This is a genomic window from Arthrobacter sp. Hb9-2 (genome assembly GCF_059091165.1).
On record NZ_JBNHGJ010000002.1, the window covers coordinates 122246 to 141453 of the forward strand.

General features: G+C 62.4%; 12 protein-coding genes and 3 pseudogenes. 7 read left to right on the forward strand and 8 right to left on the reverse strand.

Annotated elements, in window-relative coordinates; translation table 11 throughout:
* Positions 1 to 63: 63 nt before the first annotated feature.
* The gene (gene tcuA / locus AC5RV1_RS02255; RefSeq protein WP_493993364.1) at positions 64 to 1557 is read right to left on the reverse strand and encodes an FAD-dependent tricarballylate dehydrogenase TcuA; all 1494 of its coding nucleotides are present in this window, start codon (positions 1555 to 1557) and stop codon (positions 64 to 66) included.
* Between the two features lie 243 nt (positions 1558 to 1800).
* Here tcuA and AC5RV1_RS02260 point away from each other — a divergent pair, with 243 nt between their 5' ends.
* Genes AC5RV1_RS02260 through AC5RV1_RS02270 form a run of 3 tightly spaced genes read left to right on the forward strand, consistent with a single transcriptional unit; the run spans position 1801 to position 4933 of the window.
* Complete coding sequence (locus AC5RV1_RS02260) at positions 1801 to 2781, forward strand: Bug family tripartite tricarboxylate transporter substrate binding protein (RefSeq protein WP_493993365.1); 981 nt, start codon at positions 1801 to 1803, stop codon at positions 2779 to 2781.
* Complete coding sequence (locus tag AC5RV1_RS02265; RefSeq protein ID WP_493993366.1) at positions 2778 to 3425, forward strand: tripartite tricarboxylate transporter TctB family protein; 648 nt, start codon at positions 2778 to 2780, stop codon at positions 3423 to 3425. Before AC5RV1_RS02260 ends, AC5RV1_RS02265 begins: the two co-directional genes overlap by 4 nt.
* A complete protein-coding gene (locus tag AC5RV1_RS02270) occupies positions 3425 to 4933 on the forward strand; it encodes a tripartite tricarboxylate transporter permease (RefSeq protein ID WP_493993367.1) in 1509 nt (502 codons plus the stop codon). Before AC5RV1_RS02265 ends, AC5RV1_RS02270 begins: the two co-directional genes overlap by 1 nt.
* Before the next feature lie 376 nt (positions 4934 to 5309).
* On the opposite strand, the gene AC5RV1_RS02275 is transcribed toward AC5RV1_RS02270, so the two are convergent.
* Complete coding sequence (locus tag AC5RV1_RS02275) at positions 5310 to 5720, reverse strand: DUF1304 family protein (RefSeq protein WP_493993368.1); 411 nt, start codon at positions 5718 to 5720, stop codon at positions 5310 to 5312.
* 320 nt (positions 5721 to 6040) lie between these two features.
* Here AC5RV1_RS02275 and AC5RV1_RS02280 point away from each other — a divergent pair.
* The 3 genes and pseudogenes from AC5RV1_RS02280 to AC5RV1_RS02290 form a co-directional block, all read left to right on the forward strand.
* A pseudogene (locus AC5RV1_RS02280) lies at positions 6041 to 6364 on the forward strand (CorA family divalent cation transporter); the annotation flags it as partial.
* A gap of 166 nt (positions 6365 to 6530) precedes the next feature.
* A complete protein-coding gene (locus AC5RV1_RS02285; RefSeq protein ID WP_493993369.1) occupies positions 6531 to 7232 on the forward strand; it encodes a class I SAM-dependent methyltransferase in 702 nt (233 codons plus the stop codon).
* 1096 nt (positions 7233 to 8328) lie between these two features.
* Entirely contained in the window at positions 8329 to 10146 is a 1818-nt protein-coding gene (locus AC5RV1_RS02290; protein ID WP_493993370.1) for a S8 family serine peptidase, read from the forward strand.
* A gap of 361 nt (positions 10147 to 10507) precedes the next feature.
* Here AC5RV1_RS02290 and AC5RV1_RS02295 read toward each other — a convergent pair whose 3' ends face one another.
* Entirely contained in the window at positions 10508 to 13240 is a 2733-nt protein-coding gene (locus AC5RV1_RS02295) for a CBM96 family carbohydrate-binding protein (RefSeq protein WP_493993371.1), read from the reverse strand.
* Between the two features lie 744 nt (positions 13241 to 13984).
* A pseudogene (locus AC5RV1_RS02300) lies at positions 13985 to 14109 on the reverse strand (DUF4193 family protein); the annotation flags it as partial.
* A 165-nt stretch (positions 14110 to 14274) separates the two neighbouring features.
* Here AC5RV1_RS02300 and AC5RV1_RS02305 point away from each other — a divergent pair.
* Positions 14275 to 15138 carry a universal stress protein gene (locus tag AC5RV1_RS02305; protein WP_493993372.1) on the forward strand — a complete coding sequence of 288 codons (864 nt, stop codon included), beginning with the start codon at positions 14275 to 14277 and terminating at the stop codon, positions 15136 to 15138.
* Positions 15139 to 15301: 163 nt separating this feature from the next.
* On the opposite strand, the pseudogene AC5RV1_RS02310 reads toward AC5RV1_RS02305, so the two are convergent.
* The 4 genes and pseudogenes from AC5RV1_RS02310 to manD all read right to left on the reverse strand — a co-directional run bounded on the left by AC5RV1_RS02310 (position 15302) and on the right by manD (position 19205).
* Positions 15302 to 16539 (reverse strand): annotated as a pseudogene (locus AC5RV1_RS02310) (TerC family protein).
* Between the two features lie 119 nt (positions 16540 to 16658).
* Positions 16659 to 16958: a DUF3040 domain-containing protein gene (locus AC5RV1_RS02315; RefSeq protein WP_493993373.1), complete on the reverse strand. Its 300-nt coding sequence runs from the start codon at positions 16956 to 16958 to the stop codon at positions 16659 to 16661.
* A gap of 460 nt (positions 16959 to 17418) precedes the next feature.
* Entirely contained in the window at positions 17419 to 17979 is a 561-nt protein-coding gene (locus AC5RV1_RS02320; protein ID WP_493993374.1) for a gluconokinase, read from the reverse strand.
* Entirely contained in the window at positions 17976 to 19205 is a 1230-nt protein-coding gene (manD, locus tag AC5RV1_RS02325) for a D-mannonate dehydratase ManD (protein ID WP_493993375.1), read from the reverse strand. The genes AC5RV1_RS02320 and manD overlap by 4 nt, the downstream gene beginning before the upstream one ends.
* Positions 19206 to 19208: the final 3 nt, after the last annotated feature.

A 19208-nucleotide genomic window follows, 5' to 3' on the forward strand; every position in this document is an offset into this window, starting at 1 on the left:
GTCCTTGGAAAATGGGGCTGAGCTGTATCTAAGTGCCGGTGCCGCGGCGTGTTCGAAGCAACTTTACGCCAGGGTTCCCGCCCGTCGTCCGAAGACGCATCCGGCAGCAAGCCCGCTACCGCCTGGGTAGTTGGCGCTGAACAGACCGCCAAGCATTTCGCCGGCTACGAAGAGGCCTTCGATGTGCTTGCCGTCAGCGTTGAGGACGCGTCCGTGGGTGTCGGACTTGATGCCGCCGAACGTGAAGGTGATGCCACAGGTGACCCCATATGCGTAGAAGGGCCCGGTTTCGATGGGGGCGGCCCAATTGCTTTTGACCGGCTCCGTTGCCGCAGCGCGCCCGTCTTTGACATTGGGGTCAAAGGTGATGCTGCGGTCGATTGAGTTGTTGAAGTTGGTGACCGTCTTGGACAGTTTTTCGGGGTCGATCCCGATCTTGGTTGCCAGTTCTTCCAGGATGTCCGCAACTTCCACGGAGATACCTGGCATGTCGTACTCTTCGGTCCGCAGCATGGGACGGAGGTGTGCATCAAAGATTTGGTATGCAACGGAGCCGGGCTGCTTCAGGATTTCCTTGCCGTACTTGGCGTAGGTGTAGTTCCGGAAGTCTGCGCCCTCGTCCAGGAAACGCTTGCCTTCGGTATTCACGATGATTCCGAACGGGTAGCTCTGACGAGTAAGCCTGTTGGTAAGTTCCCGGTTGCTCTCGTTCGTGGCGGTAAAGGCGTCCCACTGCACGCTGTGGCACGTGCTCCAGTCACCGCCCTTGGCGGCGCCGACCTGCAGCGCAGCAGCGATCATGTCACCTGTGTTGTACGGGGTTCCGCGGACCTTGGCGTTTTCCCAGCCTTCTCCCAGGTGCTCCCGCCGCCACTGGGGATCGGATTCGAAGCCGCCGGCGGTAAGGATCACTGACTCTGCACTCAGGCGCAGCTCCCCTTCAGCTGTTTTGACGACGACGCCGGTAACGCGTCCGTTCTCGACAATGAGGTTCTGCGCTGCGTGGCCGTAGCGGACATCGATGCCCAGCTCGGCAGCGACCTGGGTGTGGTCTGCGATCAGTCCCTCGCCTCCGCCCACGTTGCCCACGTGAAGCCCGCCCCAGAAGAGGAAGGAGCCGTCCGGGCGTTCGAAGGCCTGGCGTTCGTACATCAGACGGTACTTCAGGCCCAGGCTGTTGAGCCAGCGCAGCGTGGGCTGGGATTCCTCGACCAGAACCTTCGTCAGTTCGGGGTCGTTTCGGCCTTCGGTGACTTTGGCGAGGTCAGCGGCGTATTCATCCGCGGAGTAGGGCGGCACTTCGGTGCGGCTGTGCCGCTCGTCCGGTTCCACCCAGTCCATCAGATCAGCGAGCCCATTGTGTGCAATCCGGGTTGCACCGGCGGTGTAAAAGCTGTTCCCGCCCGCCATGTCCTCGCTGCCCTTTTCGAGCAGAATAACTTTCCGCCCCCGGACAGCGGCTGCGTGCGCTGCCGTAAATCCGGCGTTTCCGCCGCCCACCACGATCACGTCGACTTTGTCCGTGCTCGCGGGCTTGGCTTCATTACCAATAGACATCCGTAAGTCCTTTCAGTGGGTCAGTGAATCCAACTGTATACAAACGTATGCAACTGCGCAATAGGCGTACTTGCTGGGGAGGACTTGCCGGTGACAGTCATCACATGTATAACTGTATTTCATTGTGTACAAAGGTATGCCAAGGAATACTGGCACCATTGATTATGGCTTCCACAGCCGGGCCCTGACCCGGCAAGAGTACTTTTTCGCACCGCCCAACAACGTCGTTACGGAACGAGAACCATGAAAATCCCCCTACGCAATGCCATCTTCGGCCTGGTGGTTGCCGTCGTGGCCGCGCTTGCGTTCATCAATGCCGGCACCGCCGGTGGAACGAGTACGGCGCGAAACAAGCTCACCCTGATCGCCCCGGCAGCACCTGGTGGTGGCTGGGACGGTTTTGCCCGTGAAGGGCAGCAGGCGCTCAAGAGCGGCGGCGTCGTCAATAACGTCCAGGTGGTCAACGTTCCGGGAGCTGGCGGAACAATTGGCCTGAGCCAGTTCGTTCAGACGCCGGGGCGCGAAGATGCGCTCCTGGTAACCGGTGGCGTGATGGTTGGGGCCATCGAGCTTGGCGATAACCCCGAGTCCATGGCCGACGTTGTCCCCATTGCCCGGATGGCCGATGATTACGCGGCCCTGGTGGTGCCTGCCGATTCGAAGTTCCAGACGCTCAATGACTTCCTGGAAGCCTGGAAAAAGGATCCTGGGGCAACCTCCATCGGCGGCGGGTCCTTGGGCTCGATCGACCATCTCCTCAGCGCCATGGTGGCCAAGACCGTAGGCATCGATCCCAAGGACGTGAACTACATCGCCTACTCCGGAGGTGGCGAGGCGCTCACTTCCCTGCTGTCCCACACCACCGCCGCCGGCATGTCCGGCTACAACGAGGTCCGGGACCAGATCGAGGCCGGAACCCTTCGCGCCCTGGCCATCTCTTCAGACGAGCGGCTCGAGGGCGTTGACGTTCCCACCTTCAAGGAACAAGGTGTTGACGCATCCATGTCCAACTGGCGGGGCTTCGTGGCGGCACCCGGAACAACTGACGAAGCGAAGGCTGCGTTCATCGAGATCGTCACCGAGATGCGCAGCACGCCCCACTGGCAGGGAGCCCTCAAGCGCAACAGCTGGACGGACACCTTCTCAACCGGCGAAGAATTCGAGCAGTTCATCAAAGACGAAGTTGCAACGGCCCAAGAAATCGTAAAGGACCTCGGCCTATGAGCATCACCCAGCACCAGCCAGAAGCAGGATCCGCCAAGGAAACGCGGCGCAGCCCCAGGCACCGCTTCGGAACGGGCCGCAGCGAATTCATTGTCGTCGCCGTTCTCTACGCCCTGGCCATCTTCCTCACCATCGGCACTGTCACGATGAAAGTGCAGGGCAAGTCGGCACCCGGCCCGCAGTTCTTCCCCATCCTGGTCTGCATCGTCCTCTACCTGGTGGCTACCCTGCTGGCCATCCAAATCCTCCGCTCACCCAAAGTCCTTGACAATTCCATCCACCCCGGACACGGCCAGTTCTCCGCGGACATGCTGCATGACCTGGGTCATTTAGGAAAGGAAGAAGACCAGGCCTTTGAAGACGGGATTTCGCGAACACCGGCCAAAACCTGGAAGACCTACACCGACTGGCGGACGGTAGGCCTGATGCTGGCCGGCGTCGTGGCCTTCGTCCTGCTCCTGAACCCCCTCGGCTGGATCATCAGCGCCGCGATGCTGTTCTGGGTTGTCGCCTACGCCCTCGGCAGCCACCGCCCGATCTTCGATATCGGCGTCGGCCTGCTCTTTTCCTCAATAACTCAACTGGCTTTTGGTGCCGGACTGGGCCTCAGCCTGCCCTCCGGCTTCATAGGAGGGATCCTCTAATGGACCAACTCGAACTCCTCATGGGCGGCTTCGCCAGCGCCCTGACCCCCATCAACCTCCTCTGGGTGCTGATCGGCGCCGTCCTGGGCACCGCCGTCGGCGTCCTTCCCGGACTCGGCTCAGCCATGGCGGTCGCACTGCTGCTGCCCGTCACCTTTTCACTGGAACCCACAGCGGCGTTCATCATGTTCGCCGGCATCTACTTCGGTGGGCTCTTCGGCGACTCCACCTCCGGGATCCTGCTCAACACCCCGGGCAACTCCTCTGCCATGGCCTCCACCTTCGAAGGCCACCGCATGGCCAAAAGCGGACAAGCCGCCAAAGCCCTGGCCACCTGCGCCATCGGCGCCTTCATCGGCGGCCTGATAGCCACCACCCTCGTGGTCTTCTTCGCCCCGACCCTGGTCAAAATGGCCACCGTCTTCGGCCCGGCCGAATACTTCGCCCTGGCAGTCTTCGCCTTCCTGGCCATCTCCGCCGTCGTCTCCGAATCCGTAATCCGGGGCATCGCAGCCCTCGGCATCGGCCTCGCACTGGCCCTCGTCGGCATTGACGGCCCCAGCGGCACCTCCCGATTCACCCTCGGCATGCCCCAACTCTTCGACGGCATCTCCGTCATCGTCATCACCGTCGGGCTCCTGGCACTCGGCGAAGTCTTCCACATCGCCTCCCGCATCCACCGCGACCCCGTAGTCACCCGCATTCAAACCAAAGGCCGCGCCCGATTGGGCCTGGCCGACTTCAGGAAAGCCCTGCCCGCCTGGCTGCGCGGCACCGCATTCGGCGCCCCGTTCGGACTGATACCCGCCGGCGGCGCAGAAGTACCCACATTCCTGGCCTACGGCACCGAAAAACAACTAGCGAAACGTCGAAACGACCCGGAATTCGGCACCACCGGCTCCATCCGCGGCCTCGCCGCCCCCGAAGCCGCCGCCAACGCCACCGCCGGAACAGCGATGGGCGCCCTCCTCGCACTCGGACTGCCCACCTCAGCCACCGCAGCAATCATGCTCGCCGCATTCCAGCAATACGGAATGCAACCAGGACCCCTGCTCTTCGAACGAAGCGGCGACCTGGTCTGGGCCCTGCTGGCCTCACTATTCATCGGCCTCGTCATCCTTGTCATGATCAACATGCCCTTCGCCTCCGTCTGGGCCAAACTGCTAAGCATCCCCAAGCACTACCTCTACGCCGGCATCACAGTCTTCTCCATGCTCGGCGTCTACGCAGTAAGCTCCGCAATCCTCGACCTATGGCTACTCATCGCCATCGGCCTCATCGGATTCCTAATGCGCCGCTACAACATCCCCCTGGCACCAGTCCTCATCGCAGTGATCCTCGGCCCCATGGCAGAAACCGAACTCCGCCGCGCCCTCGCAGTATCCGAAGGAGATCTCGGCATCCTGGTAGGAAGCCCCATCACCGTCACCCTCTACACGGTCCTCGCCGCAGCCCTCGCCCTCAGCGCAATCCAACACCTCCGACACCGGGCCAGCAGCAAGGCCTAACTCCCCCAACAAACCCTCAGGGCCCTGCGCCTCCATTGCCTGCCATAGGCAAAGGAGGCGCAGGGCCATTTTTACTGCGACGAAGTGACTCCACGACAGCCGCAGCTTCTACCACTGAACAACCACTCCGTTAAGGTCCTCACATGAATGGTCCACATCCTCGATCGACAGGACTTCTGCTCCGGTAGTCCTTGGGAAACGATTCCCTGTCCGGCTTAGCCTGATGTTGGACTGCCGCGTCTCCCACCCCACGGCATACTAGGCGCCAAGGTTCACCGCAACGGGAACAGGCTAGTGCAGCGGATCCTTTGTATATCGGGATGAACTACACTCCAACCTGACGAGATGGGAATCGTACTCCTGGTCGGGTCCCAGATCAGCCGGCCACGAGGAACGCGACAATCCCTATGAGAGGCAGCGATGCCTGGCCGACTGCGCTCATCCACAGGCGGTGCTCGGTAACCCATAGCCACGGGCCAAGAATGAGATGCGCCGTTAAGGCGACAAGGACGATGCCGATGCCCGCAGCCCGGGCTTCGCCTCCGGAGTTGCCAAGCCAGATCCCAACACCAATCCCGAGCGCAGTCAAAATGTTGTACATGCCGACATTCATGGCCCACATACGGATGGCGCCTTCCGTTCCCGGTTCCACGTAGAAGATGGAACGGAACCGCTGGTCGCCGTGCGAGAAGATTTCTAACGTTCCCACGGCTACGAGGATGACGGCGTAGAGCCCTGCGGCAATCTGAGTGACCAGATTCGTGGTGACCTCCTTGGATGGAGTCATACTGCTGTGAGCCTTCCCGAGGAGCGCCGGATAGCAAATCGGAGAATGTAGGAGTGCTCTCCAACAGCTGAACACGTCAGTAAAGCTAATTAATTGTGGGCATCTCGATGCCCACGAGGCAAGATCCGTACGGGATCAGTAAGGAGACGGTCTACCAGTGCCCGCGCCACGGCAAGGTAGAGTGCACCGCCCTCTCCTGGCGCCGTTGCTGTGCCGTAGCCGCTGTGACCACAGGTTGACGGAAGGTCCATTATCGGCGTTGATACAACGGGAGTAGAAGTAGCTGGAAAATTCCCGTTCCATGACCATGCCGTGGCGATGTTCTGCGCCTACTCGACGCATCCTGGTTCCGTGCCCTGCTCCAGAATGCCCTGACGGTCAACGCTGCCCTGGTGGGGCAGCGGCAGAACGAGGAGATGCGCCACCTCTCCGAGTCCAGCCTCGCCCAGAACGAAGAAGTCAAAAAGATCTCCTCCTGGGCCGCGATCCTGTTCGCCCCAACCCTCGTCGGCACCGTCTACGGCATGAACTTCAACTACATGCCCGAACTGGATTGGGCCTTCGGTTACCCCTTCGCGCTGGCACTGATGCTGGTGATGGGAATCGTCCTGTACCTGAGCTTCAAACACCGCAAATGGCTCTAAACAGCACCGGACCGAAAGGCCGCTGACCCAGGGCCCTCCCCTGCATGGTCCTGACCGCTGGTGATAATCTCGAACCCGGTGGCCCACCTTAGGGCGGCCGGTCCGATGGCTGTCCGTCGAAGGCCACAGGCCCATCCCGGTCCGTGACCATGAGATGCTGGCCGTTATGAGCTCTCCTGGCTGGTACCCCAATGAAGTCGCTCTCGCGGGCCGGGAAAACCTGGACTTGGAGCATGTTGCCCGGTACGACGGGAAGATGGACTCCGGGGCCGAGGCTGAGCTCGTAATTTTGAAAAGTTATGGGCTCAACGCGCAGTCGACCGTAATCGAGTTCGGGGCAGGCACAGGCCAGTTCACGGTGGAGGCAGCACGTGCCTGTGCCCGTGTAGTTGCTGTGGACGTCTCCCCACCGATGCTCGGTTATCTGGAGAAGAAACTCGCGGACCAGGACCTGACGAATGTGACCCTGGTGAACGCGGGATTTCTCAGTTACACCCACCCCGGGCGCCCGGCGGACTTTGTGTACTCCCGCTACGCGCTGCATCACCTCCCAGATTTTTGGAAAGCAATCGCGCTGGACCGGATGCGGAAGCTCCTCTCCCCCGGTGGCATTTGCCGTCTGTGGGACGTGGTCTACGACTTCAATCCCGACGAGGCCACAGAACGGATTGAAGAATGGTGTTCCCAGGGCGGTGCCAGCGTCGACGGTGAATGGAGCCGCGCTGAGTTCGAAGAACACATACGGGACGAGCACTCGACGTTCCGGTGGCTTCTGGAGCCCATGATGCAACGCGCCGGTTTCGATATTGTCGACGTTAACTACACGGCAGAAACCTTCGATGCGAAGTACATCCTGCGCGCCGTCTAGGACGTTGAAGCAGGGTTGCGCGGCTCAGTTTTGTCCGGCTTTCCGAGGTCGTCACGAAGTCATGGGCGTTGATGAACGAACCCTCACGGTAAAGCTGCCGCTCAAGATGAGCTGGCTCCTGATATTCCCCGGGCCAGGAGCCAGCCCAAACCGGTGCTTCCCCCCCAGCAGCCCGCAAGCACCGCCTGCTCATACTCGAACAGGTAATCCGCTATAGGCAAGGGACCGGAGGTCTCCCCGCCCCCAAAAGCGCTTCGGCTGCAGTCCTGCACCCTTTACCCAAAGGGTAGGCACGTCCGAGCGGCGGGTGATCCAGGAGACGGCGAAATCAGTTCTTCAGTGGCGGCATATCGGGTTTCTATGTGTGCGAGTATTGCCGGGTAGTTGTCCTGCACAACGTCAGGGCACGGGGACGCACGTATTCCTGCTTCGGGAGCAGCGCTTAGGGGGAGGTAGGGTGGCCGGGTCTGGCGTTGTGGTGCTTATAGAAGATGACGCAGACATCCGGAATCTACTCGCGGGCATGCTCGTGCAGAACGGGTACCTGGTCCATGCCGCGGCGACCGGTAACGGTGGAATCGAACTCCGTCTCCGGCGCTGGTCCCGACCTTGTCATTCTTGACCTTGGGCTGCCCGATCTTGACGGACTAGAGGTCTTGAGCCGCATCCGGCCAATAACCGCCAGTCCCATCCTTATTCCTTATTCTTAGCGGGCGAACGGGGAGCACGGCGCAACTCACTGCTTTGTCACTGGGGGCTGACGGCTATGTGACCAAGCCTTTCCGTCCCAAAGACCTGCTGGCGAAGATAAGCGCAGTGATGACCCAGGCCAGGACCGGCGACACCCACAAGTAGCAGTCCATCTCGGCGTGCCTGCGCAGTTTTTGCGGAGCATTTTCGCAGTCCCGGCTCCGGTTTTCCACGGTTTCCAAGCCTTGCCCAAGGTTTGGATGAGGATCCTGCTCCGGCGCCTGCGAGCAGCCTAGCCTGTTGATAGCCCCAAAGCCCCGGCTTGGACCGCGCCTGTCGGCTGCGTTCCCCGCCCTCCGGAAGGACCCCCGAAATTTCCGCTCACCCAGTCCTGCTAAAAGTCCTGATGGCCGCGGTTATGTCCGCGGCGGTGGCCGTTTCGACGACGGTTCCTGCCGCTGCACTGAAGCCTTCAGACCCGCCGGCGGTCCCCTCCCCCGGGGCCACGGAACGCTATCTTGTCGAATACGCCCCGGGCGCTGATGTGGCAGCGGAGGCTGCCTCGCTTCGGGCCCGGGGCCTGGGCGTGGGCAGGGTCTTTACCTCCGCGATCCGCGGGGCAGCCATCACCGCAACACCAGGACAGGCCGCTGCGCTCAAGCACTCCGGAAAGGTGGCCCGCATCGAAATTGACGCCCCGGTACGTCTCGCAGAATCACAGCAGCCTGCCCCTTGGGGCATGGACCGCACGGACCAGCGCGCCCTTCCGCTTTCCGGCAGCTACACCTACACGGGCACCGGGGCAGGGGTGAGCACCTATGTCGTGGACAGCGGCGTGCTTGCCTCCCACACGGACTTCGGCGGCAGGGTATCGCCCGGTTGGAGCGCAATTTCCGACGGACGTGGTTCCGGGGACTGCAACGGCCACGGAACACACGTCGCCGGCACCGTCGCGGGGAAAACGTACGGGATGGCCAAAGCCGCAACAGTGGTGCCGGTACGTGTTCTGAACTGCGAGGGATCAGGCTACAACTCTGACGTCATCGCCGGATTGGACTGGGTCGTCGCCCACCATGGTGCAGGTGTCCCTGCGGTGCTGAACATGAGCCTCGGTGGTGCGGCAAGCTCGATGGTGGACGCTGCTGTGCAGGGCGTCATCAATGACGGCATCACCGCCGTCGTGGCGGCAGGGAACTCCTCAGTCGACGCCTGCACCGCTTCACCGGCACGGGCTACCCAGGCACTAACAGTTGCCGCCACAGATACCTCTGACCGCCAGGCGTCCTTCTCCAACTTTGGTACCTGCGTGGACCTCTACGCGCCGGGGGTCAGCATCCAGTCGGCCTACTTCACCGCCACCACAGCCACCGCCTCAATGAGCGGCACGTCCATGGCCGCCCCGCACGCAGCCGGGACAGCAGCTGTGCTGCTCTCCCAGACACCATCACTGACTCCCGCCCAAGTAACAACCAGGCTGACTTCCACTGCCACCGCAGGCACCGTCACCGCAGCCGGGGCCGGAACTCCAAACCGCCTGCTGTTCTCCGATCCCAACACACCCGCACCGGCACCCGCACCCGCTCCCGCACCTACCGTGTCTTCCCTGGCACCGGCTGCGAAGGCCACATCGGTTCCGGCGAACAGCAACATCACTGCAGTGTTCAGCGCCTCAGTGCAAGGGGTCAGCGGATCCTCGTTCGTCCTGAAAAGCCCTACTGGTGCCGTCATTCCCGCGACGGTGTCCTATAGCGCCACCACCCGCACCGCGACCTTGAACCCCTCCGCAGACCTGCCTGCGGACCGGCAGTACACAGCCAGACTCATCGGCGGGGCCACGGGCATCCGCGACGCCGCCGGGACACCCTTGGCGAGCACAGCATGGACGTTCACCACCGGCCCGGCCCCGGCCATCACCTCCCGCACGCCCCGCCCGGACGCTTCACTGGTCAGGCGGGCAAACAACATCACCGTCACCTTCAGCGAGGCCGTGCAGGGTGCAAGCACCAGCACATTCACTCTGAAGAACGCGGTCACCGGAGCTATCGTCCCGGCCACCGTGACCCGCTACGGGACCACCAACCAGTGGATCCTCAACCCCTCAGCATCACTTGCAGCCAAAACGAAATACACCGTGACAGTGACCGGCGGACCATCCACCATCCGCGACCTCGCCGGGAACAGCCTCCCCAGCAGCAACTGGACGTTCACCACCGGATCCTACTAATAAAGGGGCAAGCGTTGGCGGACAGAACGTACCCGCCGACGGAGCCAAGATGGGTCCTTCCCGTGAATCCCCCGGCGGCCTGGCGTCCCCTCGGCTCATGTCAGGGCCAGTCTGCGGGTCTGAATTGTGGGGACTCCCGGAGTGCCGACAGGGGATCACTCGTCCACTCAACAAGGGATCTTAGCCCCACCTCGGGCTGTTGCGGAGCGGTAAGTACTGGCGTACTTTCGTGCTCCGAATCCGCCGGACGTGTGTCTGAAGTTTTCATTGCTCCCCCTGGACGTGCCTGGTACAACCCCATAACTGCGCGGATCTTGAGGAAACCGAAGGCCCCTATCCCTGGCCGAGAACGTCCATGTACCTATTTGAGGGTGAGGACGAGTTTGGGTGCGTATGTGCCTCCGTTGGTTTCCTTGGAGTTGAGGTCCAAGCCGTCGCCGCTGCTGGTGTCCAGGCCCAGTGAGAGCTGTTGGCCAAGTTCACCGGCCAGGGCGCTGGCGGTCAGCGGAATGTTGTAGTTGGTGTTGGTCGTGGTCGGGCCGAGCGTGCCGGCGATGGCGCCGAGCGTCGGACGGTTGGTGTAGGTGATCCCGGCCTCGGTCCAGTCGTCAATTCCGACCAGTTTGATGTTTTGCTTACCCGTTGACCCGCTCCCGGCGCTGCGCAGCTGCAGCGTTGCACTCTCCAGTGTCCTGCCCGCATACGCCGTCAGGTCGAATTTCAAGTACGCGTTCTCGACCGGGCTGTTGTCCACACCCAGGATGCTGGACGTGCCGTAGTTCGTCGTGCCCGCCCCGGCGGACACGTAGCTGTCAGCGGTGGCCGTGAGCGTGACGGTTTCCGATGTGCCGCCGCCAACCGGGGCAGCGGCCGTGGTGAAGGTCCAGGTCTTGTCTGCCGCCAAGGCGTTCCCGGCAGCATCTTTGACCCCATCACTGCCGCCCTTGATTGTGGCCGTGTACGTCGTGTCCGCCGCCAGATCCGCACCCGGGTTCAACGTCCCAACCTTGGACGTGCTGTCGTACGTCACAGCTGCCGACACCGGCGTCGTCCCCGGCCCCGTTAGCGTGAACGTGCTGGCCGTGATCGTCGAGGCAGTCATCGCCTCCGAGAACGTCCCCGTCACATCTGCGCCCACCGCCACACCCGTGGCACCAGCAACCGGAGAGGTACCCGTCACCGTCGGCGCCACCGTATCAGTTGGCGTCGGCGCAGGACCTCCACCGCTACCGCCCAGGGTGAGGACGAGTTTGGGTGCGTATGTGCCTCCGTTGGTTTCCTTGGAGTTGAGGTCCAAGCCGTCGCCGCTGCTGGTGTCCAGGCCCAGTGAGAGCTGTTGGCCAAGTTCACCGGCCAGGGCGCTGGCGGTCAGCGGAATGTTGTAGTTGGTGTTGGTCGTGGTCGGGCCGAGCGTGCCGGCGATGGCGCCGAGCGTCGGACGGTTGGTGTAGGTGATCCCGGCCTCGGTCCAGTCGTCAATTCCGACCAGTTTGATGTTTTGCTTACCCGTTGACCCGCTCCCGGCGCTGCGCAGCTGCAGCGTTGCACTCTCCAGTGTCCTGCCCGCATACGCCGTCAGGTCGAATTTCAAGTACGCGTTCTCGACCGGGCTGTTGTCCACACCCAGGATGCTGGACGTGCCGTAGTTCGTCGTGCCCGCCCCGGCGGACACGTAGCTGTCAGCGGTGGCCGTGAGCGTGACGGTTTCCGATGTGCCGCCGCCAACCGGGGCAGCGGCCGTGGTGAAGGTCCAGGTCTTGTCTGCCGCCAAGGCGTTCCCGGCAGCATCTTTGACCCCATCACTGCCGCCCTTGATTGTGGCCGTGTACGTCGTGTCCGCCGCCAGATCCGCACCCGGGTTCAACGTCCCAACCTTGGACGTGCTGTCGTACGTCACAGCTGCCGACACCGGCGTCGTCCCCGGCCCCGTTAGCGTGAACGTGCTGGCCGTGATCGTCGAGGCAGTCATCGCCTCCGAGAACGTCCCCGTCACATCTGCGCCCACCGCCACACCCGTGGCACCAGCAACCGGAGAGGTACCCGTCACCGTCGGCGCCACCGTGTCACCACCACCGCCACCGCCGGTGCCGTCGTAATAGTGCCAGTACCTGCTGGTGGCGTTCACATCCGCGAGCAACAGCAAACCGCTGTTGGCCGTGCCCGTCGAATTGTTGAGGTTCTGCTTCGTCGACGTCGCGTTGTGGACATACTGGTCGGCGTCCACAATGCGGGCCGTCTTCGCAGTGGTGAAGCTGATGTTGTTCAGCGGCGTGGATTTTTCGTAGATCGCGCCTCCCGAGCTGGTGCAGACACCGGCGTTCGTGATGCCCGTGCCACTCGACTTCGGATAGGTAGCGAAGGTACGCAACATCTGCGTGCTCTCATCAATCAGGACAACCACCCGGTTCGGGCACTCGGCCACAGTCGCGATCGTGTGCGCCGACCAGGCCGACGTCGACGCGTTCAATGCCAACAGCTGGATCAGCGGCTGGGACGACGACGTAAAGGACGTTTTAATAGCGGCGAAAACCCTTCCGCCCGAGGAGTCCAGCCACTTCAGGTTCATGTGGTCATCACCGCTGCGCTGTCCCGACACTGCCGCTACAGGGGTGGTCCAGGCGTTGCTCGCTGCTCCGTCGACGTGGTAGCTCCAGTACATGCCGTCCGTGGAGTCACCCACTTGCCGGCTCCACATCACGCCCATCTTGTTCCCACCGAACGCGATCACAGCCGAGGTGTCGTCCACAGACACGTTGCTCAATGACGCAGGATGCGTAAACGGCGTCCCCCACGTCGTGCCGTCCGTGCCAGTGACGTTCAGATAAATCCGGTTCCCCTGCTGCCACGTGGCCCACAGCCGACCAGTCGAGTCCTTATCGATGGTCAGGGCCTCGACGCGGTGGTTGTTGATGTTGGCAGAACCCAGCAGCCTGTACGTCTTTGCAGCCGAGTCGTAGCTGTAACGCCGCATCGTCGTAGGGTAGTTGGGCTCAGCCGGCACGCCGTCGTTGACGAACCGATAGCTCGCCACATACAACGTCTTCCCGTCCCACAGCACGTCATGGTGGGTGTTAGCCCGCGTATCCGTCGCCACACGTGTATCAACCCACGTGTTCGTCGCGGCGTTGAAGCGGAAGATATGAAAATCCGAGCTAGCCGTGTCCCACAGGTTCCCCCACCAGGACCCGTCGTTGAACCACAGCCCACTCGTTGACCGCTTCGTGCCCGTCGGCGTCCCCGTCCCGGTATGCGACGGACCCTCAACCCCAACATCACCCGGAGCAGCCGACGCCGAAACCGGCACCACCAAACCAGCCAGCGCAACAAGCAGTGCTGTCAGCAGTGCATGCAACCGCCGATCCCGCGGCCCGCGGAAGCGAAGATCAGACTTGCGGTCAACTCCCCGCCTTGCCAAAAGCCAGGAAGCCCTGGGACCCCTATCACGCCCGCCTTTGCGAAAAAATGGATAGTCCAGCAACGTCGCTCCCCGGAGTTGAATTTCACAGGCAATGCCCAGTTCGATCAGTGTCAGGTGCTGGAGCATCAAAAACAATCCCCGGCATCCCCCGTTGTGATGCCCCTGAAATCCCCTAACGGGGTATTCGGGATCGATCCCGAGTCCGCAGCTCCGTTCCCACCGCCCTGTAGCGGAGGCCTGACAACAAGGGCATTCTTTGGTGATTCCTCTTGCCGTGGCCGAGCGACGGAGCGCTCTCTAGTGCTCCACGGCCCATTCATCAAATGCCGATACTGAGATTATTAGAGCTACGGTCAGAAGGGGCCAGCAGAACGCGCATAAAGTGCCTATCTGCGGGACTTAGTGTTGGAGGAAGCTGCTTTAACCCTCGCACTCGACGCAGTATGAATGGCCGTTGCTCTCCCGCGCCAGCTGGGACCGGTGCCGGACAAGGAAACAGGAATAGCAGGTGAACTCGTCAGCGCCTGGGGAATCACCTGCATTATCGCTGGCCCACCTCATGTGATTCGGCGAAGACAGGACTTGGCTCACCTTCCGGCACCTGTTGAAGCCTGGTCAAGCACGACGGGCGTCCCCCTGCATGCGCTGGAAAGATTCCGGAACATGGGACGTTAACTCAGTAGGTCCAGCTGTCGAGACGGATGCAATAAGTGAGGTCCGTGGGAGCTGGTCCGGCAGTCAAGGGGGCTGTAGCGGTGGGCGTTGAACTGGTGATCGGTTATGACGGTTCGGAGCCGTCCAGAATGGCCCTGCGCTGGGGCCTGGCCTATGCCGTAGCCTCGCAGGCAAAGGTGTGCATCGTTCATGCCTGGATCTGGCCTCTATTCACCAACAACGTAGGACCGGTGAAGGGCGTCGCTGACAGCGGGCTGCGGCATGCGGCCGAAGAGATTCTTTCCGAGGGCGTGGACTTCGCGCACAGGACCTCACCCGGACTGGACATCGAGCCGAGGATGGTGGCTGGCCTGCCCGCGGAGGTCCTGCGCGAGGAATCGCTCGGTGCGGACCTGCTCGTAGTGGGCAGCCGAGGCCTGGGTGGCTTCCTGGGAAAGTTAGCCGGCTCCGTTTCCGTTGACCTCTCCCGGGCGTGCCCGTGCCCCCTCGTGGTGGTCAGGACTGAACGCGGGGAAGGAAAACCAGTGGTCGCCTGCATCGACGGGCAGCCGCGGAGCCACAGGGTCCTGGAACAGTCGGTCCGTGCGGCACAGGCACTACCGGCGAAGCTGCACATCGTCCATGTCGATTCCTCAGAGCCGGCATGGAAGCGCCACACGTCCTCCCGGACGCACGATAGCGACGTGCTGCGCAACGCGGTGCTGTGGGCGCAGGATTTCGCCCCTGACCTGGCCGTGACGGAGGAAATGCTCTCTGGGCACTCTGTAGCGACTGCGCTGGTTGAGGCGGGAGCAAATGCCGAACTGCTGGTATTGGGAGCCCACAGCCGTGAAGATCATCCCGGAACACTCGCGACGGTTCTGACCCACGCACACTGCAACGTCATGATCGCCAGATAACAGGGCAGCTGGCCCTTGCCCGGAACCTCCATGACGCCCCGAACGCTGGTGTCATAAAGTGGTATGTGGTCAGAGTTGATGTCAGTTTCTGTGCCACGGGGCCAATGGTGATTGAAAGGCGGAAGCTGGTTCAAGTACTGCTGCTCGCGCGACGTACTGAAAACTAGCGATCTCCCTCCAGGGGGCCGTTGGAGCGGTCCTCCTTTGGGTGGTCCTGAGCGATGGATTTCCCATCGTGATGTTCACGGGCCTGGGCGATCAGGTCCTTCAGTTCCTGTTCGTCCTTCACCGGTTGGCGCTGCCTGCGCCCGAGCTTACGGATTTGCCGTTCTTCCTCAAGCAACCGTGCAAAGATCCGGTTCCGCTCCCCGCTGTCCGCTGTGTAGCCGGGGTCAAGGTAGTTAATGGCGTCGCGGCGGGCGGCTGTAGTTAGCGCCTGAGTCTTACCGCGCGGACTGAGCAGGGACGCAAGAACAGTGATGGCGAGCACGGTGATGATAACGGTGAGCGAAAGCCCTGTATCGAACTCGATGACCGGCACCGGGTTGCCCTCGTTGATAAGCGGGACGGTGTTTTCGTGCAGGGCGTGGAGCATCAGTTTCACGCCGATGAATCCCAGAATCAGCGCCAGCCCATAGGAGAGGAAGATCAGGCGGTTCAGGAGCCCGTCGATCAGGAAGTACAACTGGCGAAGTCCGAGCAGTGCGAACGCGTTCGCGGTGAACACGATGAAGACGTCCTGGGTCAGACCAAAGATCGCCGGGATCGAGTCCAGGGCGAAGAGGATGTCAGTTCCGGCGATGGCGACCATCACGAGCAACATGGGCGTCAGCGCCCGTTTGCCGTTCTGAACCGTGAACAGCTTGTCACCGTCGTAGTAATCAGTCGTGTGAAATAGCCGCCGTGCTGCCCGGATCATGATGTTGTCCGCTGTTTGTTCCTCGGTACCTTCGTGCCTGAGCATGTTCCCTGCGGTAATCAGCAGGATCAGCCCGAAGAAGTAGAAAACCCAGGCAAAGGTGTTGATCAGCGCCGCGCCGAGGAGGATGAAGACCGTTCGTGCGATCAGCGCGAACGCTATGCCGAACAGCAGTACTTTCTGCTGGTCTTCGCGGGGGACTCCGAAGCTGGTCATGATCACCAGGAAGACGAACAGATTGTCCACCGACAGGGCCTTCTCAGTGATGAATCCCGCGAAATATTCGGCCCCGCGCGTTGCACCACTAAAAACGACTATGCCCAGACCGAAACAGAGTGCAATCCCTACATAGACCGAGGACCAGACTGCCGCTTCTGCCAGCGTTGGAATGTGCGGACGGCGGACAGGAAAAAGAAATCTAGGACCAGCAGCGCAACGATTCCCACGATGGTCAGGACCCAAACCAGCGACGGAACGTCCATTACTCCCGCTCTCGGTGGCCGATGAGGCCGGCAGGACGGGACAGCGTCCACCGGGGCGTCACCGCTTGCCGCCTCGCCTACAGGTGGCGCACATAGTGGGCACGGAGCGGAGCGTTTCATCATCTCGTAGGTTCATTACGGCCCCCTGGGTCTTGGGGTGGGCAGATGGTGTTGAGCAACCAGTAACCGCCCGCGACCATCAGCAGAAAGCCGATGGCGCCGATGACGGTGAGTTTGGTGATGATTCCTGCGATGATCAGCGCGAAGCCGGCTGCAGCTGTCAGGACGCCATACAGGGTTCCGGATGTTCGCCTGCTGCGGGTGAGTCCGGCGAGTTCCCGGGCAAGATCCGGATCTGCTGCGGCCAGTTCCTTTTCGAGCTTTTCAAGGCGCCTGCGTTCTTCATCCGACAGCGACACGGGGACCTTCTTGCGTACGGAAGTACGGCCGGTATTGAGGGTCCGGAACTACCCAAACCTGCCCCAACGGCGACTGCCCCCTGCACCATGTTCGACGGCTACCAATACGAGTTTTAGGTCAGGCGGCGAGCTGTTTGAGCTGAGGCGACCGCGAATCCGCCTGTGGGCTCGGCCCGTCGCCGGCCTATTCAAATTTTACGCTTTTGGGTCTCGTCGCATCACCCGTGCCCACGGCCAATGAGCCGAACCGAGGGTAGGTTCATCGCCGCAGTCGCGGTTACTCCGATGGCCGGAATGAATTCTTGCCGCCCGCCAGGCCCGTGGGGGTTCCAGTTAGGGCACACCCAAACCTGACGCCTCGCAGCCCCCGTCCGGCTTCACCGAAGGGGGCTGCGACCGACAGCCTCCCCCGGCAGTATGCGGCCGTGCTGGAAGGAGCTGCTGAATTGCGGAAGTGGAATTAGTGGGCCAGTGAGGGTCGCGAGTCCCCCGGCATGACGGCGGCAATCCCGGCGAGTGCCTCCCGCACCACCTGCTGCACGGGAAAGGCAACGTCGACCACGACGCCGGCTTCGTCGGCCGCGAGGGGTTCCAGCGTGGCGAGCTGGGACTCAAGCAGTGCCGGCGGCATGAAGTGCCCGGATCGGCCCTCAAGGCGCTGGCTGAGCACTTCCTTGCTGCCGTGCAGGTGCAGGAAAACGGTGTCCGGGGCTTGGGCGCGGATGGCGTCGCGGTAGCTGCGGCGCAGTGCCGAGCAGGCCAGGACCATGCCGCCGTCACCGGCTTTGGCCAGTTCGGCGCCGACAATGCCGAGCCATGGCCAGCGGTCCTCGTCGGTCAGGGGTGTCCCGGCCGCCATTTTGGCGACGTTCTCGACCGGGTGGAGGGAATCGCCGTCGAGGAACGGGACGCCAAGTTCCCGTGCGACGAGGTCTCCGATGGTGGTCTTGCCGCAGCCGGAGACCCCCATCACGATGACGCGGAGCTTGGGCTGCCCGGTGTTGGGGTTGGAAGTGTTCACCAGTCGTGGACCGTTCCGTCGATGAGGCGGTTGTAGGGCAGGTAGGCCTGCTGGTAGGGGTAGGCTGCGGCGGCTTCCTCGTTGAATTCGACGCCGATGCCGGGCTTGTCACCGGGGTGCAGGTAGCCGTCCTTGAAGGTCATGGACTGTTCGAAGACCTCGTTGGTCTTGTCCGAGTGCTGCATGTATTCCTGGATGCCGTAGTTGTGGATCGCCAGGCCCACGTGCAGCTGAGCGGCGAAGCCCACCGGGGAGATGTCGGTGGGGCCGTGGAAGCCGGACTTGATCTGGTACTGCGCGGCGAAATCCATCACCTTCTTCAGCGGCGAGATGCCGCCGAAGTGGGTGGACGCGGCCCGGACGTAGTCGATCAGCTGTTCCTTGATCAGGGTCTGGTAGTCCCACACCGTGTTGAAGATTTCACCGATGGCCAACGGGGTGGTGGTGTGCTGGCGGACCAGGCGCAGGCCCTCCTGGTTCTCGGCGGGGGTGCAGTCCTCGAGCCAAAACAGGTCGTAGGGTTCCAGCGCTTTGCCCAGCTTGGCGGCCTGGATGGGGGTCATGCGGTGGTGGCCGTCGTGCAGCAGCGGGATTTCCGGGCCGAACTCGTTCCGGACGGCCTCGAACACGGTGGGCAGGTGGCGCAGGTAGGCGCGGGTGTCCCAGTCCTCCTCCAGGGGGAAGGTGCCCCGCCCGGCGGGCTCGTAATCGTAGCGTTCGCCGGAGGCCTGTGCTTGGGCGGCCACGCCGTAGACGGCGTTGATGCCCGGGACGGCGGTCTGGATGCGGATGGACTTGTATCCGAGTTCCAGGTGTTCGCGGACAGAATCAAAGAGGGAGGGGAGGTCCGCGCCGGAGGCGTGGCCGTAGGCGCGCAGCCCGTTCCGGGATGCCCCGCCCAGCAGCTGGTACACCGGCATGCCGGCCATCTTGCCCTTGATGTCCCACAGCGCCATGTCCACGGCGGCGATCGCAGCCATCGTCACCGGGCCGCGGCGCCAGTACGAGGAGCGGTACAGGAACTGCCACGTGTCCTCGATCCGGTGCGGGTCCTTGCCGATCAGCAGCTGCGCCACGTGCTCCTTCAGGTATGCGGCGACGGCGAGCTCACGGCCGTTCAAGGTCGCGTCACCAATACCTGTCACGCCATCCTCGGTGGTGATCCGGAGGGTCACAAAGTTCCGAGAGGGGCTCGTTACGAACACTTCGGCGGCAATGATTTTCACAGC